The 21,648-nt window shown below is 63.9% G+C and carries 16 protein-coding genes; 5 read left to right on the top strand and 11 right to left on the bottom strand.

Annotated features, from left to right (window positions below; all coding sequences use genetic code 11):
• Window positions 1–49: 49 nt before the first annotated feature.
• The 3 genes from katE to K7I12_RS10535 all read right to left on the bottom strand — a co-directional run bounded on the left by katE (window position 50) and on the right by K7I12_RS10535 (window position 3,295).
• Entirely contained in the window at window positions 50–2,200 is a 2,151-nt protein-coding gene (katE, locus tag K7I12_RS10545; RefSeq protein WP_231664108.1) for a catalase HPII, read from the bottom strand.
• A 243-nt stretch (window positions 2,201–2,443) separates the two neighbouring features.
• Window positions 2,444–2,686: a GlsB/YeaQ/YmgE family stress response membrane protein gene (locus K7I12_RS10540; protein WP_031384376.1), complete on the bottom strand. Its 243-nt coding sequence runs from the start codon at window positions 2,684–2,686 to the stop codon at window positions 2,444–2,446.
• A gap of 60 nt (window positions 2,687–2,746) precedes the next feature.
• On the bottom strand, window positions 2,747–3,295 hold the full coding sequence (locus tag K7I12_RS10535) for a DUF924 family protein (RefSeq protein ID WP_031384377.1): 549 nt from the start codon (window positions 3,293–3,295) through the stop codon (window positions 2,747–2,749).
• Between the two features lie 301 nt (window positions 3,296–3,596).
• Here K7I12_RS10535 and K7I12_RS10530 point away from each other — a divergent pair, with 301 nt between their 5' ends.
• The 4 genes from K7I12_RS10530 (at window position 3,597) to K7I12_RS10515 (ending at window position 9,102) form a co-directional block, all read left to right on the top strand.
• Window positions 3,597–5,198 carry a solute:sodium symporter family transporter gene (locus K7I12_RS10530; RefSeq protein WP_231664107.1) on the top strand — a complete coding sequence of 534 codons (1,602 nt, stop codon included), beginning with the start codon at window positions 3,597–3,599 and terminating at the stop codon, window positions 5,196–5,198.
• 201 nt (window positions 5,199–5,399) lie between these two features.
• Window positions 5,400–6,578 (top strand): MFS transporter, encoded by a 1,179-nt coding sequence (locus K7I12_RS10525; protein WP_031384379.1) that lies wholly within the window; start codon window positions 5,400–5,402, stop codon window positions 6,576–6,578.
• Window positions 6,579–6,601: 23 nt separating this feature from the next.
• Window positions 6,602–8,008: a YcjX family protein gene (locus K7I12_RS10520; RefSeq protein WP_031384380.1), complete on the top strand. Its 1,407-nt coding sequence runs from the start codon at window positions 6,602–6,604 to the stop codon at window positions 8,006–8,008.
• A complete protein-coding gene (locus tag K7I12_RS10515; protein ID WP_031384381.1) occupies window positions 8,005–9,102 on the top strand; it encodes a TIGR01620 family protein in 1,098 nt (365 codons plus the stop codon). The genes K7I12_RS10520 and K7I12_RS10515 overlap by 4 nt, the downstream gene beginning before the upstream one ends.
• A 15-nt stretch (window positions 9,103–9,117) precedes the next feature.
• Here K7I12_RS10515 and K7I12_RS10510 read toward each other — a convergent pair whose 3' ends face one another.
• From K7I12_RS10510 to K7I12_RS10485, 6 genes are all read right to left on the bottom strand, one after another.
• Complete coding sequence (locus tag K7I12_RS10510) at window positions 9,118–10,212, bottom strand: AI-2E family transporter (RefSeq protein ID WP_035575335.1); 1,095 nt, start codon at window positions 10,210–10,212, stop codon at window positions 9,118–9,120.
• A 38-nt stretch (window positions 10,213–10,250) separates the two neighbouring features.
• Entirely contained in the window at window positions 10,251–11,063 is an 813-nt protein-coding gene (locus tag K7I12_RS10505) for a Cof-type HAD-IIB family hydrolase (RefSeq protein ID WP_031384383.1), read from the bottom strand.
• A gap of 126 nt (window positions 11,064–11,189) precedes the next feature.
• Window positions 11,190–11,420, bottom strand: coding sequence for a formate dehydrogenase subunit delta (locus tag K7I12_RS10500; protein ID WP_031384384.1), 231 nt, complete (start codon window positions 11,418–11,420; stop codon window positions 11,190–11,192).
• 33 nt (window positions 11,421–11,453) lie between these two features.
• A complete protein-coding gene (gene fdhF, locus K7I12_RS10495; RefSeq protein ID WP_231664106.1) occupies window positions 11,454–14,342 on the bottom strand; it encodes a formate dehydrogenase subunit alpha in 2,889 nt (962 codons plus the stop codon).
• On the bottom strand, window positions 14,336–15,892 hold the full coding sequence (locus K7I12_RS10490) for a formate dehydrogenase beta subunit (RefSeq protein ID WP_231664105.1): 1,557 nt from the start codon (window positions 15,890–15,892) through the stop codon (window positions 14,336–14,338). The genes fdhF and K7I12_RS10490 overlap by 7 nt, the downstream gene beginning before the upstream one ends.
• Window positions 15,892–16,398: a formate dehydrogenase subunit gamma gene (locus tag K7I12_RS10485; protein ID WP_231664104.1), complete on the bottom strand. Its 507-nt coding sequence runs from the start codon at window positions 16,396–16,398 to the stop codon at window positions 15,892–15,894. The genes K7I12_RS10490 and K7I12_RS10485 overlap by 1 nt, the downstream gene beginning before the upstream one ends.
• A gap of 206 nt (window positions 16,399–16,604) precedes the next feature.
• Here K7I12_RS10485 and K7I12_RS10480 point away from each other — a divergent pair, with 206 nt between their 5' ends.
• The gene (locus K7I12_RS10480; protein WP_231664103.1) at window positions 16,605–17,684 is read left to right on the top strand and encodes a substrate-binding domain-containing protein; all 1,080 of its coding nucleotides are present in this window, start codon (window positions 16,605–16,607) and stop codon (window positions 17,682–17,684) included.
• A gap of 52 nt (window positions 17,685–17,736) precedes the next feature.
• Here K7I12_RS10480 and K7I12_RS10475 read toward each other — a convergent pair whose 3' ends face one another.
• Window positions 17,737–19,395 carry an OFA family MFS transporter gene (locus K7I12_RS10475; protein WP_231664102.1) on the bottom strand — a complete coding sequence of 553 codons (1,659 nt, stop codon included), beginning with the start codon at window positions 19,393–19,395 and terminating at the stop codon, window positions 17,737–17,739.
• Window positions 19,396–19,918: 523 nt separating this feature from the next.
• Window positions 19,919–21,592, bottom strand: coding sequence for an N-acetylglucosamine-specific PTS transporter subunit IIBC (nagE, locus tag K7I12_RS10470; protein WP_231664100.1), 1,674 nt, complete (start codon window positions 21,590–21,592; stop codon window positions 19,919–19,921).
• Window positions 21,593–21,648: the final 56 nt, after the last annotated feature.

Here is a 21,648-nt window from a genome sequence, read left to right as displayed (position 1 = left end):
TCAAGCGGGGCGCTTCTATTTCAGCGATTGCAGCCTCGTCAGCTGGCGATCAGGCCGGCATGCTGTTGGCCTTCGAGTCGCGCGACCAGACGCGATGCTGGCCCATCGCCTCGGCGAACGGCGTGAAGACATCGTCCACCGCGGCCCCGAGGAAGATACCGTCTTCCTGGGTGGGCACGCCCGCCGCGGACAACAGATCCTTGCCCTCGCCGACGGCGGCGATCGCCTTGAGGTGCTTGTAGGCCTCCTGAACGTAATACAGCCCCAGCCCGGATTGCGACAGCGTCTTGACGCTTTCGGCGCCGCCGACCACCACCACCGAATCCAGGGTCACCGACGGCAGGCCGTTGAGCATGGCGTCAGGCACCACGCTCTGGCCGCCGATAGCCGTCATCGGTGCCATGCTGGGCGCGATGACGATGCCCTTGGCGCCTTCGGCCTGCAGCTTGGCTTGGAGCGACTGGAGCTGATCGGCATCGACTCCATCGGCCACCAGCAGCGCGACCTTGCGGTACTTGATGTCATGCGGCAGTCGCGCCATCAGGCTCAATGCGGGCGATTCCTGCTGCGCACTCTTGCCCAACTCATCGGCGGGCGCCGGCTTCTCGGTCGGCGTCTCGACACCATGGTTCTCGCCGACCCGCCGCGCCAGCTCGAGATCGATGTTGGGCAGAATCTCCTTGATCACCCGCTCCCGGATCCACGGCCGCTCCACCTTTGACAGTTCGAAGGTATAGGCGGCGATGATGTGTTCCTTCTCGGCCTCGCTCTGGGAGTTCCAGAACAGCGTGGCCTGGGAGTAGTGATCGCCGAACGACGGACTGCGCGCACGAATCTTGTTGGCATCGATGCGCTCGTTGACTGTCTCGAAGCCACCGTTTTGCGGCGCCGGCGGCGTTTCCCGCGGCCAGCCGTCGTCGATCGAGTTGGGCTCGTAGGACGCCTGGCCCTTGTTGATCGTCTGGCGATGCATCGAATCGCGCTGATTGTTGTGGAACGGCGCCACTGGCTGATTGATGGGAATCTCGTGGAAGTTCGGCCCACCCAGGCGCAGCATCTGGGTATCCAGGTAGGAGAACAGCCGGCCCTGCAGCAGCGGATCGTTGGTGAAGTCGATTCCCGGCACGACGTTGGCCGGATTGAACGCCACCTGCTCGGTCTCGGCGAAGTAGTTGTCGGGGTTGCGGTTGAGCACCATCTTGCCGATGGGGACGACCGGCACCTGTTCCTCGGGGATGATCTTGGTCGGATCGAGCAGGTCGAAGTCGAACTTGTGTTCGTCCTCTTCCTCGACGATCTGCACCCCGAATTCGAACTCCAGGAAATCACCGCTCTCGATGTCGTCCCACATGTTGCGGCGGTTGAAGTCCGGATCGCGCCCCCACAACTTCTGCGCCTCGTCCCAGATCAGCGAGCAGGTACCGGCCAGCGGCTTCCAGTGGAACTTGGCGAAACGTGCCTTGCCCTGCTTGTCGACCAGCCGGAAGGTATGCACGCCGAAGCCTTCCATGTTGCGATAGTGACGCGGGAAGGCCCGATCCGACATGGTCCATAGCACCATGTGGGTGCTCTCGGGCATCAGCGAGACGAAATCCCAAAAGGTGTCGTGGGCCGACTGCCCCTGGGGGACCTCGTTGTGGGGCTCGGGCTTCACCGCATGCACGAAATCGGGAAACTTGATGGCGTCCTGGATGAAGAACACCGGCATATCGTTGCCGACCAGGTCCCAGTTGCCCTCGTCGGTATAGAATTTGGTGGCGAAGCCGCGCACGTCACGCACGGTGTCGTTCGAACCACGTGCGCCTTGCACCGTGGAAAAACGCACGAAGACCGGCGTCTTCTTGTTGGGGTCCTGGAACACACCGGCCTTGGAATACTGGGCGGCATTGTCGTAAGGCTGAAAATAGCCGTGAGCGGCTGCGCCACGCGCATGGACGATGCGCTCGGGAATCCGCTCATTATCGAAATGATTGAGTTTTTCGCGGAAGATGAAGTCTTCCATCAGCGTGGGACCACGCTCGCCGGCCTTCAGCGAATTGTGGTTATCGGCAATACGCGTACCCTGATTGGTCCGCAGGTCGTGCCCCTCGGCATCGCTGCAATATTTCTCGAGATTCTCCGACTTGCTGCGCTCGTTGGTCTTGAATTCCTTGTCATGCGCCTCGTCGCTATTGGGGCGCGTATGGGGATTGTTCGCCATTATCAAACTCTCCTCGTTTGCTGGAATGGCTCCACCCACTTTCAAGTCACCGCCGAACATGGCCTATCGGTTCCATGACTTTCCGTTCGGCGGCGTTGTGTCGTCCTGCCTTTTTCGTTTGCCTTGTAGAAGATAGACACGATGACCCGGGCAGCGCAAACCGCTCCGGCACCTATTTGGCCCGATGATGACAGCGTCGGACGAGAGCCAGTCCCGGCTGATGCCCAGTCGGCGTCGTTGCCGTCAGCCCTTGCGCAGCTTGGCGACGATCCACAGCAGCACTACGGCGCCCACCGTGGCGGTTACCAGCGAACCGATGATTCCGGTAGAGGCTAGACCGATAAGCCGAAACAGCAGCCCGCCGAGCACCGCGCCGACGATCCCCACACCGATATTGCCGAAGATGCCGAAGCCGCCACCGCGCATGACATTGCCTGCAATCCAGCCGGCCAGACCGCCGATGATCAACCACAGAATCAGACCCATATCCAGGACTCCCTTCACTTTTTCTATCGAAATGGCTCACCCAGACTGCCACAGCGGAGCTCAGAATGACGAGCCGGGTCGGGTGAGAAAGGCTTGCTCATCGGGTGTCGAGGAACGCCCGAGTATCGCGTTACGATGTGGATAGCGACCGAATCGGGCAATGATCTCGTGATGTCGCCGCTCGAACTTGAGGTTCTCCTCGAGCCCCGGCTGGGTGAAAAGCCGCAGCGCCTCGTCATGGATGACCAGCGATTCGCTGTGCATATAGGGCATGTACAAGAAGGCGCGCTGAGCGATCTCAAGATGCCGGTCAGCGCCTTGGGCCACCGCGACTTGGGCCAGGGCGAGCGCCTGCGGATCCTGCGCGAACGCCTGCGGCCGGTCGCGATGGAGATTGCGCGAAAACTGGTCGAGCAGCAGGATTTCCGCCAACCGCCCCTGCGGCGACTCACGCCAGGCCCAGAGTTCATTGGCCCTGGCCGCCTCATGCAACGCCGCGAAACGATCGCCGATGTGCCGGTCGAGCCGCGCATCCTTGGCGAACCACTGCTTGGCGCCCAGGGTTTCGAACCAGAAACTCAATACCCGCTGTGCTGACGTCTCGGCCATGCTGACTCCCGTATCGCAATTTGCGTTGCCCGCCCGGGCTCGTTAGCGGCCGACGCGACCCTGTCAGCCAGGCACCCGTCCTTAGCATAGCCGCTGAGAGGCGATAGCTGTAACGGTGACTCACGCATGCCTGAAAGGATCGCGCTGAGGCGAACCATTACAGGCCCAAGCCGACATTATCAGAGTTATGTCCGACAAATGGCTAATGGAAGAACACGCTCATGTACTTATACTTTAGTTCAGCCGTGAGCTGCAGCGGAGCCTGTCGCGCTCGTCAAGCCATCCAAGGATTCTTCAACCTATGCATGCCCTAACCCTTATCTCATTTTTCTTCTTTACCGGGCTGGTCGCTGCGATCACCTGGTGGGTCACACGCCGGGACGACCACAGCAGCACGCGTGGGTACTTCCTGGCCGGGCGCAGCCTGACCTTCCCGCTGATCGCCGGCTCGCTGCTGATGACCAACCTGTCCACCGAACAGATGGTCGGCCTCAACGGCAGCGCCTTCACCGATGGTCTGAGCGTCATGGCCTGGGAAGTGATCGCGGTCATCGCGCTGGTCGCGCTGGGGCTGTTCTTCCTGCCGCGTTTCTTGCGCAGCGGCATCGCCACGGTGCCGCAGCTGTTGTCGCTGCGTTTCGACAACACCACCCAGCTGATCTGTAACATCATCTTCCTGCTGGCCTACGCCGTGATCCTGTTGCCGATCATCCTGTACTCTGGAGCGATCGGCCTGCAGGGCATGCTCGACCTGCCGGGACTGACCGGCATTCAGTCCAGTACGACCCTGCTGTGGGGCAGTGTATGGGTCGTCGGCATCATCGGCTCGATCTATGCGCTGTTCGGCGGCCTGCGCACCGTTGCCGTGTCGGATACCATCAACGGCGTCGGCCTGCTGATCGGCGGCTTCGTGGTCGTCTACTTCGGCCTGCAGGCAGTCAGTGACGGCAACGGCGTAATGGCCGGCTGGGAGATTCTCAAGCAACAGAATCCCGAGAAACTCAACTCGATCGGCGGCCCGGAACAGCAGGTACCGTTCTCTACACTGTTCACCGGCGTGCTGCTGATCAACCTGTTCTACTGGACCACCAACCAGCAGATCATCCAGCGCACCTTCGCCGCCAAGACCCTCGCCGAGGGCCAGAAGGGCGTGCTGCTGACCGGCCTGCTCAAGCTGCTCGGACCGTTGTACCTGGTGCTGCCGGGGATCATCGCCTACAACCTGTATGCTGGCGAAGGCATCAAGGCCGATGCCGCCTACGGACAGCTGGTCTTCAACGTCATGCCGCCCTACCTCACCGGTTTCTTTGCCGCGGTGATGGTCGGCGCGATCCTGTCGTCGTTCAATTCGGCGCTCAACAGCACCACCACCCTGTTCAGCCTGGGCCTTTACAAGGGCGTGTTCAACAAGAACGCCAGCGAGCAGCAGGTGGTCCGCTCGGGCAAGATCTTCGGCTGGATCATGGCCTTCGCGGCGATGGTCATCGCCCCCTTGCTGGCCGGCCAGGATAGCCTGTTCGGCTACCTGCAGAAGATGAACGCGCTGTACTTCATCCCGATCCTCGCCGTGGTGGTGGTCGGCCTGCTGACCAAGCGGGTACCGGCGATTGCCGCCAAGATCGCGCTGATCGGCGGCTGCCTGGTGATCGCCGCGGTCTACTTCGTCCCGCCGTTCACCGGCCTGCTCGACTACATTCACAACTTCCACTTCGTGGGCCTGGTATTCGCGCTGCTGGTGATCATGATGCTGGTCATCGGCAAGCTCGCCCCGCGGGCGACGCCGTGGGTCCATGAAGACAGCGGCGAAGTCGACCTGACCCCGTGGAAAGGCGCCGTTCCGGCGGGCATCGTGCTGGTGGTGCTGGTCATCGCCATCTACGCGGCCTTTGCCGGCGGCGTATAATTCGCGGACCTCTCGAACTGCAACCGCTCCCTGCGACCCCGCCAAACGGCGGGGTCGTTGCGCTTGCATGCTCCGGCGATGGTCAGGTGAACGTTGCCGCCCCGTCCCGCCGAGGTGACACTAGGGCCTGTTGACGTTTCGTCGCGGCCGCGACGAAACGTCAACAGGCCCTAGCGATATGCCTTAAACCGGACGCCAGCCATGCCCTTGACCGTCACCCTGCTTTCGCTGTGCCAGGCGCTGCTGGTCAGCGGCAACATTCTGCTGATCGCTGTGTCGCCATTGATCGGTGTGCGCCTCGCTCCGGGGCCGGCCTGGGCCACCGCGCCGGTGGCCACTCAGCTGCTGGGCCTGATGTGCGCGACGATACCCGCCTCGCTGATCATGGCCCGACTGGGGCGCAAGCGCGGTTTCATGCTCGGCAACCTGCTGGGCATCGCCGGGGTCGGCGTAGCGGCCTGGGCGCTGCAAGCCGAGCGGTTCGTCCCGTTCATGCTGGGAACCTGGCTGATCGGCGTGGGTATCGGCTTCGGCACTCTTTACCGCTTCGCCGCGGTGGAGGCCGCTCCGCCGGTCTTGCGCGATCGCGCCATCGGGCTGGTGATGGGCGGCGGAGTACTGGCGGCCTTCCTCGGCCCGTGGCTGGCCCGGACCAGCCGCGAACTCACCGACGTGCCCTTTCTGGGCAGCTTCCTGGGCCTCGGATTGCTCTATGCCCTGGCGCTGGTATTGCTCGCCTTCACCCGCCTGCCGCCAGCCCAGCGTACTCACGGCGAGGGGCCGGCGCGACCGCTGGGGGAGATCCTGCGCCAGCCGACATTCATTGTCGCCGCGCTCAGCGCGCTGGTCGGCTACGGGGTGATGAACCTGGCGATGACCGCCACGCCACTGGCCATGCAGCGCGCCGGCTTCACCTTCGATCACGTGGCCACCACCATTCAATGGCATGTGCTGGCGATGTTCCTGCCGTCCTTCGTCACCGGCCGGCTGACCGCACGCTTCGGCGCGCCGAGGATGATCGCCATCGGCTGCCTGCTGCTCGCCGGATGCGGCGTACTGGCCCAGTTCGAGGTGGGGCTGTACGGCTACTACGCGGCGCTGGTACTGCTCGGGCTGGGCTGGAACCTGACCTTTCTGCCCGCCACCGGCCTGCTTACCGAGACCTATCGCCCGGCCGAGAAGGCCCGCACCCAGGCCGCCAACGAGTGCCTGGTGTTTTCCACGGTGAGCCTTACCGCACTGCTTGCCGGGCCGCTCGAAGCCGGCCTCGGCTGGGCCGGCCTCAATGCCGTGTTGCTGCCGCTTTCGCTGTTACCGCTGGGCGCGCTGGCCTGGCTGCGACTTGCCAGCGGCGCTCAACGCCCCCAGATTAGAGGCTGAATTTCTCGGCGGATCTCGATTCCATGCGCCAGACCCTGGCACGCGAAGTCAGCAATCTCATCGAACGCGGCCGTGACCGCCAGCTGCGCCTGGCAGTCACCGGGCTATCCCGGGCCGGCAAGACGGCCTTTCTCACCTCGCTGGTCCATCAGCTGCGTCACGCCGGGCTCGAGGCACGCCTCGACCTGTTGCCGGCGGCCCGCGAAGGGCGCCTGCTCGGCGCCCAGCGCATCGCCCAGGCGGACCTTGGCATACCGCGCTTTCCCTACGACCAGGCGCTGGCCGCGCTCGATGCCGAGCCGCCGCGCTGGCCCGACCCGACCCGCGGCATCAGCGAGCTGCGCCTGCGCATTCGCTATCGCCCCGAACGCCACGGCCTGTTGGCCGGTTTCGCCAGCGACAGCGCGACCCTGACGCTGGATCTGTTCGATTACCCCGGCGAATGGCTGCTCGACCTGCCGCTGCTCGAGCACGACTACCTGAGCTGGTGCGAGCGCCAGCAGGCCTCGTTGAGCCCGGCGCGACGCGAGCTGGCCAGCGACTGGCTGGCCGCGATCGACGCGCTCGACCCCGCGGCCAGCGCCGACGAGGCCCGGCTGGCAGGCATCGCCGAGCACTATGCCGGTTACCTGCGCGCGGCCCGTGAAGCCGGCTTCGCCGACCTGCAGCCGGGGCGTTTCCTGCTGCCCGGCGATCTCGACGGTGCCCCGGTACTGCAGTTCTTCCCGCTGCCGGGCGTCGGCGAAGCGGACCGGGCGCGTCTCGAGGCGCTTCCCGAGGACAGCGTCTACCGCACCCTGGCGCGGCGCTTCGCCTATTATCAGCAGCACGTGGTCAAGCCGTTTTATCGCGAGCACTTTCGGCGCTTCGACCGGCAGATCGTGCTGGTGGACGTGCTCGGCGCGCTGAACGCCGGGCCGGAACGCTTCGAGGACCTGTCGCGGGCCCTGGCGACGCTGATGAAGAGCTTCGACTACGGCAAGCGCAGCCTGCTCACGCGGCTGTTCGCGCCGCGCATCGACCGCCTGGCGATCGCCGCCACCAAGGCCGATCACGTTACCCCCGAGCAGCACGGCAAGCTGGTCGCTTTGCTCGAGGCGCTGCTCGCCGAGCCGATCAAGGACCTGCGCTATGCCGACATCCCGGTACGCGCGCTGTCGCTGGCCTCGCTGCGCGCCACCGAAGTGCATGAAGTCAGTCAACAGGGAACGCGCATCCCGGCACTGCGCGGCACCGACCTGGCCGGCGAGGCGCACTTGGTGTTTCCCGGCGAGGTTCCGGCGCGCCTGCCCCGCGCCGACTTCTGGGCCCGTCAAGGCTTCAGCTTCACCGCCTTTCGTCCGCTGCCCCGCGCCAGCCGCGGTGACGGCCTGCCGCACATTCGCCTGGACGCCGCCCTCGACTGGCTGATCGGAGACAAACTGACATGAGCGACCCGCGCCCCCAGCAGCGCTTCACTCTCGAAAAAAACCTCGACGAACCCGACGCCGCGCGTGTCGGCGCCCACCCGGACCCGCGGCCGGCCGAGCACTACCCCGTCGAGCTAACGACCCAACGCCGCGACGCGGACGAGGCGCTGCCCCCGACCACCGGCGCCGCCCTGGAGCGTGGGCTGGGACGACCGCGCAAGCGCCGCTGGGGGCTTTTGACGCTGCTCGGCGGCAGCCTCACGCTGGGCGCCATCGAAGCCGGCGAGACGCTCTACCGGGCCTCGCTGGGCGGCGATTGGCTGAGCGGCGCCTGGAGCCTGCTCGGGCTGCTGGCACTCGCCCTGGGTGGCTCGGCGCTGCTGCGCGAGTTGTGGCGGCTACGCCGGCTGCGACGCCATGGCGCGCTACGCCAGCGCCTCGAGGGGCTGGACGCCGAAGCCGGCCGCACCGAAGCCGGCCGCGAGGCGCGCCAACTCGCCGAGTCGCTGCGCGAGCAGATGCAACTCGACCGCGACCATCCCCACTGGCAGGCCTTCCTGCAAGCGCATCAGTCCCACCACGACGGCGCCGAGACACGTGCGCTACTGGCCCATCATGTACTCGCTCCGCGCGATCGAGAGGCGCGCCGACTGATTTCGCGAATGTCGGGGGACACCGCGGTGATGGTCGCGGTCAGCCCGCTGACGCTGATCGACATGCTGTTGGTCGCCTGGCGCAACCTGGCGATGCTCGAGCGCATCGCCGCGCTGTATGGCCTGGAACTCGGTTACGCCAGTCGGCTCAAGCTGTTTCGCCAGGTGCTCGCCAACCTGGCCTTCGCCGGCGCCAGCGAAATCGCCTCCGAGGCCAGCATGGAGCTGTTCTCGATGAATCTCGCCAGCAAGCTCTCGGTACGCGCCGGCCAGGGGCTCGGCGTGGGGCTGTTGTCGGCGCGCCTGGGGCTGCGCGCGCTGCGCCTCACCCGTCCGCTGCCGTTTGCCGACGCCGAGGCGCCGCGCATCGCCGATCTGCGCAGCGAACTCTGGCAGCGCCTGCGCCGGCTCGAGACACCCGGCGAGAGCGACCGGTCCGCGTCGCATCGATCGGAACCATGAGCCGAGGCGCTCCCGTCAGCGCCGGACATCACCGCCAGCGGTCGGTTCAGGCGCCTGCTCGACGGGTGGGTCCTGCCGCTCCAGCCAACCTTTCACATATACACGCTGCACGAGGATCATGCCCAGCACGATCAATGGCTCGGCCACCAGCATGCCCAACAGCCCGGCCACCAGCCCCAGCCATACCTGCACGATCAATAACAAACCGGGTGGAATACTGACCGCCTCGCGCTGGATGAGCGGCGTGACCAGATAACTTTCCAGCGTCTGAACGCCGGTATAGAGCACGGCGACATGCAGCATGGCCGTCGAATCGACCGAAAAGGCCACCAGCAAGGCGGGAACCGCCGAAAAGAGCGGTCCCAGATAGGGAATGAACGATAGCAGCGCCGCCAGCAGACCCAGCGACAAGGCCATCGGGATTCCCAACGCCCAGAGGCCAACGCCCGCCAGCAAGCCTACGGCAGTCATTGAAGCAAGCCGACCAAGCAGCCACCAGGCCAGCTTGTGCTTGATGGCTTCCAGCACGACGGCCGCACCCTCGCGATGTGCAGGCGTGATGAGCTTTATCAGACCGGTTCGATAGATCCCGGGATCGAAAGCGATGAACAGACCGATAAACACCACCACCACGACGTTGAGCAACGCCCCGAACGTCGTCGAGAACACCGTCGAGACCCGTGTGGACCAGCTACTGAGATTAGCGTCAGGCGACGGATTCTCGCTGATCCATTCGATGATCTGCGAACCCATCGGCCACTGGCTTAGCATCGTCTTCAGCTCAACCAGCGAGCCGGGCAGCGTCTCGGCGAGTTGCTCGAACTGTTGGCCAATGCTGAACGCGAAGTTCACACTGAAGGCGGCGAGCAGGCCGCTGATCACAAGCAACACGACCAGCAGCGCCCAGCGACGGGACAGAAAACTATGCCGACATAGCCAACCCGCCGGAAGTGAAAAGGCCAAGGCCAGCAGCAAGCCCACGAAGACCATCAGCAGGATTTCGAAACCGAACCAGAGCGTGGCCAGTATCGCCACCGTGGCAGCGGCAACGCCGGCCGCTATCCAGACCTTGCGCGTATAGTCACGCAAGCGCTCGCTGTTCGCTGCCATGATGACGCTCCTTGTCACAGGACAATGGCATAACGCGGCTACCTCGCCGCGACATTCAACGCGAAATATTCGCGCAACCGCCGGGCGACGCCGGACGAGTGGTGGTGGCCAATGCGCACGGCACCGGGAATCCGCCGTGCAAGCTCGGGATGGGCGTTTTCCATGATGAAGCCATGACCGACCAACGCCAGCATCTCGGCGTCATTGAGGTTATCGCCGAACGCCAGGCAACGCTCGGCGGGGATTTCGAGGCGCGCCATCAGGCGCTCGAGGGTGGCGCCCTTGTTGACACCCTCGGCCATGATCTCCAGCGAGTCGGCCATCGAGTAGGTCACGTGCAAACGCGTGCCCAGGCTGTCGTTGATGCTCTGCTCGAGGGTCGCCAGGGCCTCGGGATCGCCGATACACAATACCTTGCCGACGCCGCTGCCATCGTGGGCTTCGAGATCGGCGATCCGATAGCGAAAACCGCTGTGCGCGTGCAACGCCATCAACTCGGGAGCCGGCGCGTCGATCAACCACTCGTCGCCGGTATAGAGATTGAGCCGAATCGCGGCATCGCGGGGCAGCTCGACCAGCGCTCGGACCAGTTCGGCCGGCACCCACTGCTCGGCAATCAGGCTGTCGTCGGGCGCGTAGAGATGCGCGCCATTGGTGCTGATGACATGGGCGGGGACACCCAGCCTCCGGCGGAACGCGGCAATATCGTGAAAGTGGCGGCCCGATGCCAGCGCCAGATGATGGCCCTGGGCAGCCAGGGCCTGAAAGGTCTCGATGGTCAATTCATCGAGACCGTGCTGGGCATTGAGCAGGGTCTTGTCCAGATCGGTGACAATCAGATGGGACTGCATGCAGTTTCCTGTGACCAGTTTGTCACTCAGGCTACCGCAAAATGGCCACTCGGTAACGGCGGAGATCGCAAGTCCCCGCCGATCCACTTTGCCGACACCCCTGACGCTTGCCGGGCCGGGTCCTCCTCAGCCCGCCTGGCGTTCGTGCTTGAGGCATGCCACGGCCTCTCGCGCCAATGGCGACAGATCCGAGCCATCGTCGTCCAGGTAGGCGATGATCCGGGCCTTCATGCTGCGGGCCCAGAATTTCTGCAGGTGCATCGCCACGCGCTGCGCGGCCTGCGCCTTTTCACCGTGCTGGTTGGCAGCGATCTGGTTGACCATCTTGATCAATTGCTGCAGTTGCTGATCGCTCATCGGGCATCTCCCTGCGGCGAATCCTGAGTGAGGTCACTTGAGCGTGGTGACGGCGGGCTCGGCTGACAGTCCGAGTCCGAGATGGGCCTGCTGGCGCTCGTCGAAATGCCGGAACTGCTTCTGCCATTGCGACGGCTGCGACACGGTCTCCACCTGCACCGCGGTGACCTTGTACTCGGGACAGTTGGTGGCCCAGTCGGAGTTGTCGGTGGTAATCACGTTGGCGCCGCTGCCCGGATGGTGGAAGGTGGTGTAGACCACCCCCGGCTGCATGCGTTCGCTGATCTTGCAGCGCAACACGGTCTGCCCCACGCGGCTGGACACGCCCAGCCAGTCGCCCTCGCGAATGCCGCGCAGCTCGGCGTCGCTGGGATGGATCTCCAGCACGTCCTCTTCATGCCACCGGCTGTTCTCGGTGCGCCGGGTCTGGGCCCCGACGTTGTATTGACTGAGGATCCGCCCGGTGGTGAGCAGCAGCGGATAGCGCCGGTTGGTACGCTCTTCGGTGGCCACATAGTCGGTGATCGCGAAATGGCCCTTGCCGATGGGAAAGTCCACTTCGTGCATGGTCGGCGTGCCGTTGGGGTGCGCCTCGTTGCATGGCCACTGGATGCTGCCCAATTCATCCAGCTTGGCGTAGCTGACCCCGGTGAACGTCGGGGTCAACTGGGCGATCTCGTCCATGATCTCGGAGGGATGGCTGTAGTTCATCGGATAGCCCAAGGCGTTGGCCAGCTCCTGGGTCACCTCCCAATCCTCCTTGCCGGCTACCGGTGCCATGACCTTGCGTACGCGGTTGATGCGGCGCTCGGCGTTGGTGAAGGTGCCGTTCTTTTCCAGGAAGGTGGAGCCCGGCAGCAGCACATGGGCGTACTTGGCGGTCTCGTTGAGGAAGATATCCTGCACGATCAGGCAATCCAGCGAAGTGAGTGCGCTTTCCACATGCTGGGTATTGGGATCGGATTGGGCGATATCCTCACCCTGCACGTACAGCGCCCTGAAGGTACCGGCAATCGCCGCGTCGAACATGTTGGGGATGCGCAGACCCGGTTCGTCGTCGATCCTGACCTTCCAGACCGCCTCGAAACGCTGGCGCACCGCCGGGTCGGCCACATGCTGATAGCCCGGCAGTTCGTGGGGGAAGGAACCCATGTCGCAGGAGCCCTGCACGTTGTTCTGGCCGCGCAACGGGTTGACGCCCACGCCCTCGCGGCCGAGATTGCCGGTGGCCATGGCCAGGTTGGCGATGCCCATCACCATGGTCGAGCCCTGGCTGTGCTCGGTCACGCCCAGGCCGTAGTAGATGGCGCCGTTGCCGGCGGTGGCATAGGCGCGGGCCGCTTCGCGGACCTGCTCGGCGGGCACGCCGGTTTCGGCTTCCAGCGCTTCCGGTGAGTTGCGTGCCTCGCTGATGAAACTGCGCCAGGCCTGGTAGGCCTCGGTCTCGCAACGCTTCTCGATGAAATCCTGGTCTTCCAGGCCTTCGGCGACCACCACATGGGCCAGCGAATTGATGAGCGCCACGTTGGTGCCGGGTTTCAGGGCCAGGTGCATGCCCTTGCCGCCATGGGGCGTCTTGAGCAGATCGATGCGGCGCGGGTCGGCGACGATCAGCGTGGCGCCCTGGCGTAATCGACGACGCATCTGGGAGGCAAAGACTGGATGGGCATCGGTCGGATTGGCGCCAATCACCAGCATGGTGTCCGCCTTCATCACCGAGTCGAAGGTCTGCGTGCCGGCGGACTCGCCCAAGGTGGTTTTCAAACCGAAGCCGGTGGGCGAATGGCATACCCGGGCGCAGGTGTCCGTGTTGTTGTTGCCGAAGCCGGCGCGGATCAGCTTCTGCACCAGGTAGGTCTCCTCGTTGGTGCAGCGCGACGAGGTGATGCCGCCGATACTCTCGCGCCCGTATTTGGCCTGGATATCTTTGAGGCGCTTGGCGGAGAATTCGATCGCCTCTTCCCAGGATACGGCGCGCCAGGGCTGATCGATGGATTCGCGGATCATCGGCTCGGTGATGCGATCCTTGTGGGTGGCATAGCCGAACGCGAAGCGCCCCTTCACGCAGGAGTGCCCATGGTTGGCGTCGCCGCCCTTGTAGGGCACCATGCGCACCAGTTGATCGCCCTTCATCTGCGCCTCGAACGAGCAACCCACGCCGCAGTAGGCGCAGGTGGTGACCACGCTGTGCTCGGGCACACCCTGATCGATCACGCTCTTTTCCATCAGCGTCGAGGTCGGGCAGGCCTGCACGCAGGCCCCGCAGGACACGCACTCCGAGTCCATGAAGTCTTCGTTCTGCCCGGCAGCGACCTTGGAGTCGAAGCCGCGGCCGTCGATGGTCAGGGCAAAGGTGCCCTGGACCTCCTCACAGGCGCGTACGCAGCGCGAACAGACGATGCACTTGCTGGGGTCGAAGCTGAAATAGGGGTTGGAGGCGTCGGTTTCCGCGCCCAGGTGATTCGCACCGTCGAAGCCGTAGCGCACCTCCCGCAGGCCCACCGCACCGGCCATGTCCTGCAGTTCGCAGTCGCCATTGGCCGGGCAGGTCAGGCAGTCCAGCGGATGATCGGAGATGTACAGCTCCATGATGTTGCGGCGCAGCTTGGCCAGCTTGCCGTTCTGGGTGGTGACATTCATGCCCTCCGCTACCGGCGTGGTGCAGGAGGCCGGATAGCCGCGCCGGCCCTCGACCTCCACCGCGCACAGCCGGCAGGAACCGAACGCTTCCAGATTGTCGGAGGCGCACAGCTTGGGAATGGTGATACCCGCCAGGGCCGCCGCGCGCAACACGGAGGTTCCCTCCGGGACACTGATCTCCGTCCCGTCGATGGTCAGGGCGATATGTTGCTCGGAGAGCCGGGCCGGCGTGCCCAGATCCTGGGAGAAAGCGTCTTTGTTGGGATCGAAATAATTCAGCATGGCGAACCTCCACGGGAGCGGGTCAGGTCGTCCGGGAAATGTTTGAGTACGCTCTGCACCGGGAATGGCGTCATTCCGCCCATGGCGCACAGCGAACCGGCCACCATGGTGTCGCAGAGATCGGAAAGCAGTTCGAGATTCGCGGCGCGGTCGTCGTCGGCGCGAATGCGGTCGATCACTTCCACGCCGCGCACCGCGCCGATGCGGCAGGGCGTGCACTTGCCGCAGGACTCGACGCTACAGAACTCCATGGCGAAGCGGGCCTGCTCGCCCATGTCCACGCTGTCGTCGAACATCACCACGCCGCCATGGCCGACCCCTGCACCGACTTCGGCGAAGGCTTCGTAGTCGAGCGGCAGGTCCCACTGGCTTTCGGGCAGGTAGGCGCACAACGGACCGCCGACCTGCACCGCACGCAACGGGCGTTCGCTCGCGGTGCCCCCACCGAAATCTTCCATCAGCTCACGCAGGGTAGTGCCGAAGGCCAGCTCCACCAGCCCGCCGCGCTTGACGTTGCCGGCCAGTTGCAGGGCCAGGGTGCCACGGGATTTGCCCATGCCGTAATCGGCGTAGGCCTGGCCGCCCCGATCGAGGATGAACGGCACTGCCGCCAGCGACAGCACATTGTTGACCACCGTGGGCCGACCGAACAGACCTTCGATGGCGGGCAGTGGCGGCTTGGCGCGTACCATGCCGCGCTTGCCTTCCAGGCTGTCGAGCAGGGAGGTTTCCTCGCCGCAGATATAGGCGCCGGCGCCGAGGCGCACTTCCAGATCGAAATGCTTGCCGCTCCCGCGGATATCGTTGCCCAGATAACCGGCCGCGTAGGCCCGCCGGAGAGCTTCGTTGACGACTCTGTGGGCGAGTGGATATTCCGAGCGCAGGTAGATGTAGCCCTGAGTGGCGCCCACCGCCAGTCCGGCGATGGTCATGCCCTCGATCAGCATGTAGGGGTCGCACTCCATCGCCAGCCGGTCGGCGAAGGTGCCGGAGTCGCCCTCGTCCGCGTTGCAGACGATGTACTTCCGGCCTTCGGGTTCGTCGTGGACGGTCTGCCACTTGATGCCGGTGGGAAAGGCCGCGCCGCCGCGTCCGCGCAGGCCGGAGCCTTTGACCTCATCGACGATCGCCTGGGATTGCATGGTCAGGGCTTTTTCCAGCCCGGCGAAACCGCGGTGAGCCCGGTAGTCGTCGATGGAGAGCGGATCGGTTATGCCGATGCGCGAGAAGGTCAGGCGTTGCTGGCGCTTCAGATAGGGGATTTCATCGGTCAGCCCCCGGGCCAGCGGATGTTCCGCCCCGCCATCGAACAGGCCCGCTTCGACCAGGCCGGCGACATCGTCCGGCTCCACCGGGCCATAGGCGACACGGCCTTGTGCCGTCTCGACCTCGACCATCGGCTCCAGCCAGAACAGCCCGCGAGAGCCGTTGCGAACCAGCTTGAGGTCCAGCTCACGGCGTTTCGCCTGTTGCTCGATCAGTGCGGCCACATCATCGGCGCCCAAGGCCAGGGCGGTGGTGTCGCGGGGCACATAGACGGTCACGGTCATCACTGCACCTCCAGAATCGAGGTGGTGAGCCGGTCCACCAGGCGATCGAACTTCTCGGCGGTGACCCGCCCGTGGATCTCATCGTCCACGCGGATCGACGGGCCGCAGGCGCAGTTGCCCAGGCAGTACACCGGCTCCAGAGTGAATTCGTGGTCGCGACTGGTCTGATGATAATCCACGCCCAGCCCCTTCTTGATATGCACTTCGAGCTGACGACCGCCTACCGCCTGGCAGGCTTCGGCACGACACACCTGCACCACGTGGCTACCCACCGGATGGCTTCGGAAGTGATGATAGAAACTGATGATGCCGTGGACCTCGGCGCGGGTATGGCGCAACGTTTCGGCGATGATCGGCACGGCGTCATCGGGAATGTAGCCGCAGCAGTTCTGAATCGCGTGGAGAATCGGCAGCATGGCCCCGGGCTCGTCCTTAAGCGCGTCGACTTCACGCTGGAGCGATTCGAGGGTCCATGCCTGCGGCTGGCGTTTGCCGGAAGGCGTCATGGCTAGGCCTCATCAAGCTGATTATTGTAATGCAATGAAACATCGCCCAAGGTAGGCGCGGATTGCCGGTCGCGTCATTCGCATGTCGCTGAGCGACTGTTTCAGTGCCTATGTTACCTATGAACAATCTTGCTTAATTATCGCAGTTTAAATAGGCTGTTTATTGAACATAGCACGCCCCAACGGCCCCATAAATATGAAAAACAATGCATAGAAAAAAACTGCATGCCTCCCCTGCCTGGTTGTTCAAGACCGAAACCGACGAGCTGCTAGACCCGGCGCTCTTTCGCTTGCTGAAAAGCGTGCACGATAGTGGAAAACTGACCTTGGCGGCACAGCAAACGGGAATCTCCTATCGTCACGCCTGGAACCTTCTCAAGCGCGGCAATGACTTTTTCGGCGTGCCGCTGGCGGTAAAGCGCAAGGGTCACGGCACTCAGCTTTCGCCCCTCGGAGAGACACTGCTGTGGTCCGAGCAGCGAATCAAGGCGCGCCTGGGGCCACAGATCGACAGCATGGCCTCCGAACTCAACATCCAGCTCCAGCAACTGCTCGCCGGCGCTCACCCCGTGCTGCGCCTGCATGCCAGCCATGGCTACGCGGTGGCTCTGCTGCCGGATTTCTCCGACCGGGTCGAACTGGATCTGCAATACACCAATCCCACGGAGGCCTTGCGCGCGCTGGCATCGGGCGAATCCGACCTTGCCAGTTTCCATTTCCCGGCCTGCCCGCGGTTGGCCGATCAGGTCATGGCGATCTACAAGCACCAGTTCGACCTGGACAATCTGCGGGTGATCCGCTTCGTCACCCGCAGGCAAGGGCTGATCATTCGCAGCGACAGCCGCGGGGCCATCACCGGGCTGCAGGACCTCACCAGACCGGGTGTCCGCTTAATCAACCGCAATCGGCATTCCGGGACGCGTATCCTGTTCAAGCTGTTGCTCGATGAATGCGGCATCACCGAACGCCAGCTCCACGGCGCCGAGCGCGAGGAGTTCACCCACACCGCGGTGGCCGCCTATGTCGCCGCCGGAATGGCCGATGCCGGTTTCGGCGTCGCGGCCGCCGCCGCCCAGTTCGGCCTCGAATTCCTCGATCTGGCCACTGAACATTACCTGCTGGTGTGTCAAGAGGAGCGTCTCCGGCAGCAAAATATCCGGCAGTTACTTTCGCTGATGGCATCGCCGGAATTCCTGGCAGAGATCGACAAGCTGCCGGGCTATGCGCCGGATCGCTGCGGCGAGATATGCACCTTCGCCGAACTGCTCGGTGGCGACCGGCAATAAGCGACCGAGCGCCAGCCGCGCGCTCGGCCTATCCTCTTAAACCAGTCGCCTCTTAAAACAGCGCCGCCGCCTTGGCCAGCGCAATGTATAGCCCGATCAAGAACGGTACGCCCACACCCAGCCAGGCCAGCACGCCACCGACACCGAACTTGCCCCGCGCCGCAGTTTCGGCGCTACCCGAGACGCTGTCGTCATGCTGCAGGGAACGCTCGTGCGCCACTTCCTCGGCGCTCATCTGATCGGATTCCTTCACCGGCCGTACCAGTGCATTGCAGATCAGCCCCAGGAACAGCAAACCGGCCATGATGTAGAGGGTTCGATCGTAGACCAGGGCGGGCTCCACGCCCGCTTTCAGCTGAGCTTCGCGCAGGGCGGCGATGATCAGCGGACCTATCAGGCCGGCGGCGGTCCAGGCCGTCAGCAATCGCCCATGGATCGCACCGACCATCTGCGTGCCGAAAATATCGGCCAGATAGGCCGGCACCGTGGCAAAGCCACCGCCGTACATACTGAGAATGATGCAGATGGAAATGACGAACATGCCCGCCATGCCCAGTTGCCCCCAGGTGGGCAGCAGAGAGTACATGACAATGCCGATAACGAAGAAGCAGTAATAGGTATTCTTGCGGCCGATCTTGTCGGACAGCGACGCCCAGAACAGCCGGCCGACACTGTTGAACAGGCTGATCAGCCCCACCAGGCCGGCTGCGGCAGCCACCACGGCCGCCTTCTGCGCTGCAGTGAGCCCGGCTTGCGTATCTTCGATACCGACCAGGGCACCGCCGAATACGTCCTGCAGCATGGGGCTGGCCATGGAGATCACCGCGATACCGGCGGTCACGTTCAAAAACAGCACGCCCCATATCAACCAGAACTGCTTGGTCTTCCAGGCCCGATTGAGATGAACGTGACCTTTCGTGATCATGGCATTGGATTTGGCGTCTTGCGAAGGCTGCCAACCTTTGGGGTGCCAACCGTTGGGCGGAACACGAAAGCCGATGGCGCCGCTGGCCATGACGATGGTGTAGATGACGCCCATGGTGATCAGCGTCATGGCGACGCCGGTGCCACCATCCGAGGAATAGTAACTCATCAGCAACACGGCGAGCGGAGCGCCGACCATCGCACCGCCGCCGTAGCCCATGATGGCGAAGCCGGTGGCCATGCCGCGTCGATCCGGGAACCACTTGATCAGCGTGGATACCGGTGTGATGTAGCCCAGGCCCTGACCAATGCCTCCGAGGACACCCGCCCCCAGGTAGACCAGCCACAGCTGATGCACCATCACGCCAATGCCGCCGACGATCATGCCGCCGCCCCAGCACAGTGCCGCGATGCAGCCGGCCTTGCGAGGCCCGGCATGCTCCAGCCATGCGCCCCAGATTGCAGCGGAGACACCCAGCATGGCGATGAAGATCCCGAATATGTAGGTCACCTGGGCCACCGACCAGTTACAAGTGGTCGTCGTCAGCGCCTGCATCAAGCCGATATTGGTGCAGCTGGCCGGTGCATTGGCAATCTCGTTGCTCATCGGCAGCCAGAACACCGAAAAACCGTAGGCCATGCCGATACACAGATGGATCGCCAGGGCCGCCGGAGGAACCGACCAACGGTTGAAGTTCGGCCCTGCTATCGTGCGCTCGCGGGCAAAGAAACCGACATCGCCCCTTGCCGACGATGTCCGCGCATCGCCTCTCGAAATACCGTCCATGAGTCGTCCTCTTGTTTATTGTGACTATCGATTAGCCAGGCATTAACTCATGCCCGGGGTACGCCTTGGGCATGGGGATTGATCGACCGGTTCCGCCCGGAAAAGGCAGTCGACGCCGCAACACGTATGGTTCACGCCCCATACGAGCTCAGGCCATTCACTGACGATGTTCAGCGGGTCATTGGCATAGGAAGGATGCGACGCCGTTGTCTTGCTCACAGGACATGCAATATTGAAAGTCATGGCGCTACTCATTGTTTTTATGAACCAGTCTGCATAAGTGAAGCGCGCTCGATTTGCTTCACAGCCATGATCGCAGTTAATGGCATTACCAGCGCAACTAGCGAAAGGTATTATGATTTATGATGCATATAATAGTTACGCTACGCCAGACGCGAAAAAGTGGCGAAATATATAAAAAACGCCACTAGAAAGTGGCGTTTGGCGAACCCGGCCGAAGGCCGAAAATAATCAATGAAGATTCGGCGTTCTCGGGTATGGCGGCCTAACGCCGCCGTCTCGTTCAGTGTGGAGCCACCCCGCCGGCGACGCGTTCTGCCCTCTCGCCAAGCACTACGTGAACCAGCCCACCTTCGATGCGCTGGATACCCTGCGCGCCCAACGCCCTGAGGGCCGCCTCATCGAGATTCGCGACATCGGCCAGGCGCAGCCTCAGGCGGGTCATCGCCACGGCGGTAGCCTCCTGGACATTGCCGCGCCCGCCCAGCGCCGTCAGCCAGCGCTCGCGCTCCTGTTCGGATAACGCTGAATGCTCGTCGTCATGCGCCGCCGACGTAGCGGCAGGAGCCTGAGTCGGCACGGCCCCTTCGGCGCCCATCGCCGCGCGAATCTCGTCGGCGACGCCGTCGGCGATCGGCCCCAGAATCACCTGCAGACCGCCACCGCGCAGGTGCAGTACGCCGCGCGCGCCGAGTTGCTTGAGCGCCGGTTCATCGATCGCCTGGTCATCGGCGAGCACCAGCCTCAGGCGCGTGGTGCAGGCGCCCACGCTGGTCAGGTTGACGGCCCCGCCCAATGCGCGCACGAAGGCCGACCCCCGCTCGCCGGCGTCGGCCGGCACAGTGGCGATGCCCGCAGTTTCCGGCTCGCGCCCCGGCGTCGGCAGATCGAAGCGCGCGATCGCCCAGCGGAACACCGTGTAATACAGCGCGAAATAGGCGAGTCCCACCGGGATCATCAGCCAGCCGTTGGTCGACAGCCCGTAGGACAACGCGTAGTCGAAGGCCCCCGCCGAGAAGGTGAAACCCAGCTTGACGTCGAGCAGGTTCATGATCACCATCGACAACCCGGTGAGCAGCGCGTGCAGTACATACAGGGATGGCGCCAGAAACATGAAGGTGAACTCGATCGGCTCGGTGACGCCGGTCAGAAACGCGGTCAGCGCCAGCGACAGCAACAGACCACCGACCTGGGCGCGCCGATCCCGCGCCGCGGCGTGATACATCGCCAGAGCCGCGGCCGGCAGGCCGAACATCATCACCGGGAAGAAGCCCGCCATGAAGCTGCCCGCCGTCGGATCGCCGGCGAAGAAGCGATTGAGGTCCCCGGTTGCGCCTTCGAAGCTGCCGAACACGAACCACACCAGGCTGTTGAGCACATGATGCAAACCGGTGACAATCAGCAGCCGGTTGAGCACGCCGTAGACGAACAACCCCAGATTGCCGGCCTCGATCAGCCACTGGCCGAGGGCATCGATGCCAGCCTGTACCGCCGGCCAGACCACCCCGAAGAGCATCCCCAGAATCACCGCGGCGACCCCGGTGGCGATCGGAATGAAGCGTCGCCCGCCGAAGAATGCCAGGTAATCGGGCAGCTTGATGTCCTTGAAGCGGTTGTACAGAAGCCCCGCCACGGCACCGATGATGATGCCCGACAGCACGCCCATGTTGATGTCTTCGTTGAGCGTGTTCAGCACCGCATCAAGGACCACATAGCCGACCACCCCGGCAAGCCCGGCTGCGCCGTTGCTGTCGTTGGCGAAACCCACCGCCAGGCCGATGGCGAAGATCAGCGCGAGATTGGCGAAGATTGCGTTGCCGGCATCGGCGATGAAGGCGATGTCGAGCAGATCAGGCTGCCCCAGGCGCAGCAGCAGGCCGGCGATCGGCAACACTGCGATGGGCAGCATCAGCGAGCGACCCAGCTTCTGCAGGCCACCCATGATGTCGAATTGCATGATGATGTTCCTCCGGGCGTTGTTGTTGTCGAAAGTGACTGTTGTCGAAAGTGACA

The organism is Halomonas sp. IOP_31 (genome assembly GCF_021151495.1).
In the GTDB taxonomy this organism is placed as follows: Bacteria; Pseudomonadota; Gammaproteobacteria; order Pseudomonadales; family Halomonadaceae; genus Modicisalibacter; species Modicisalibacter zincidurans.
The sequence above is the reverse complement of the archived record's forward strand: the minus strand, read 5'-3'. Positions and strand labels throughout refer to the sequence as shown.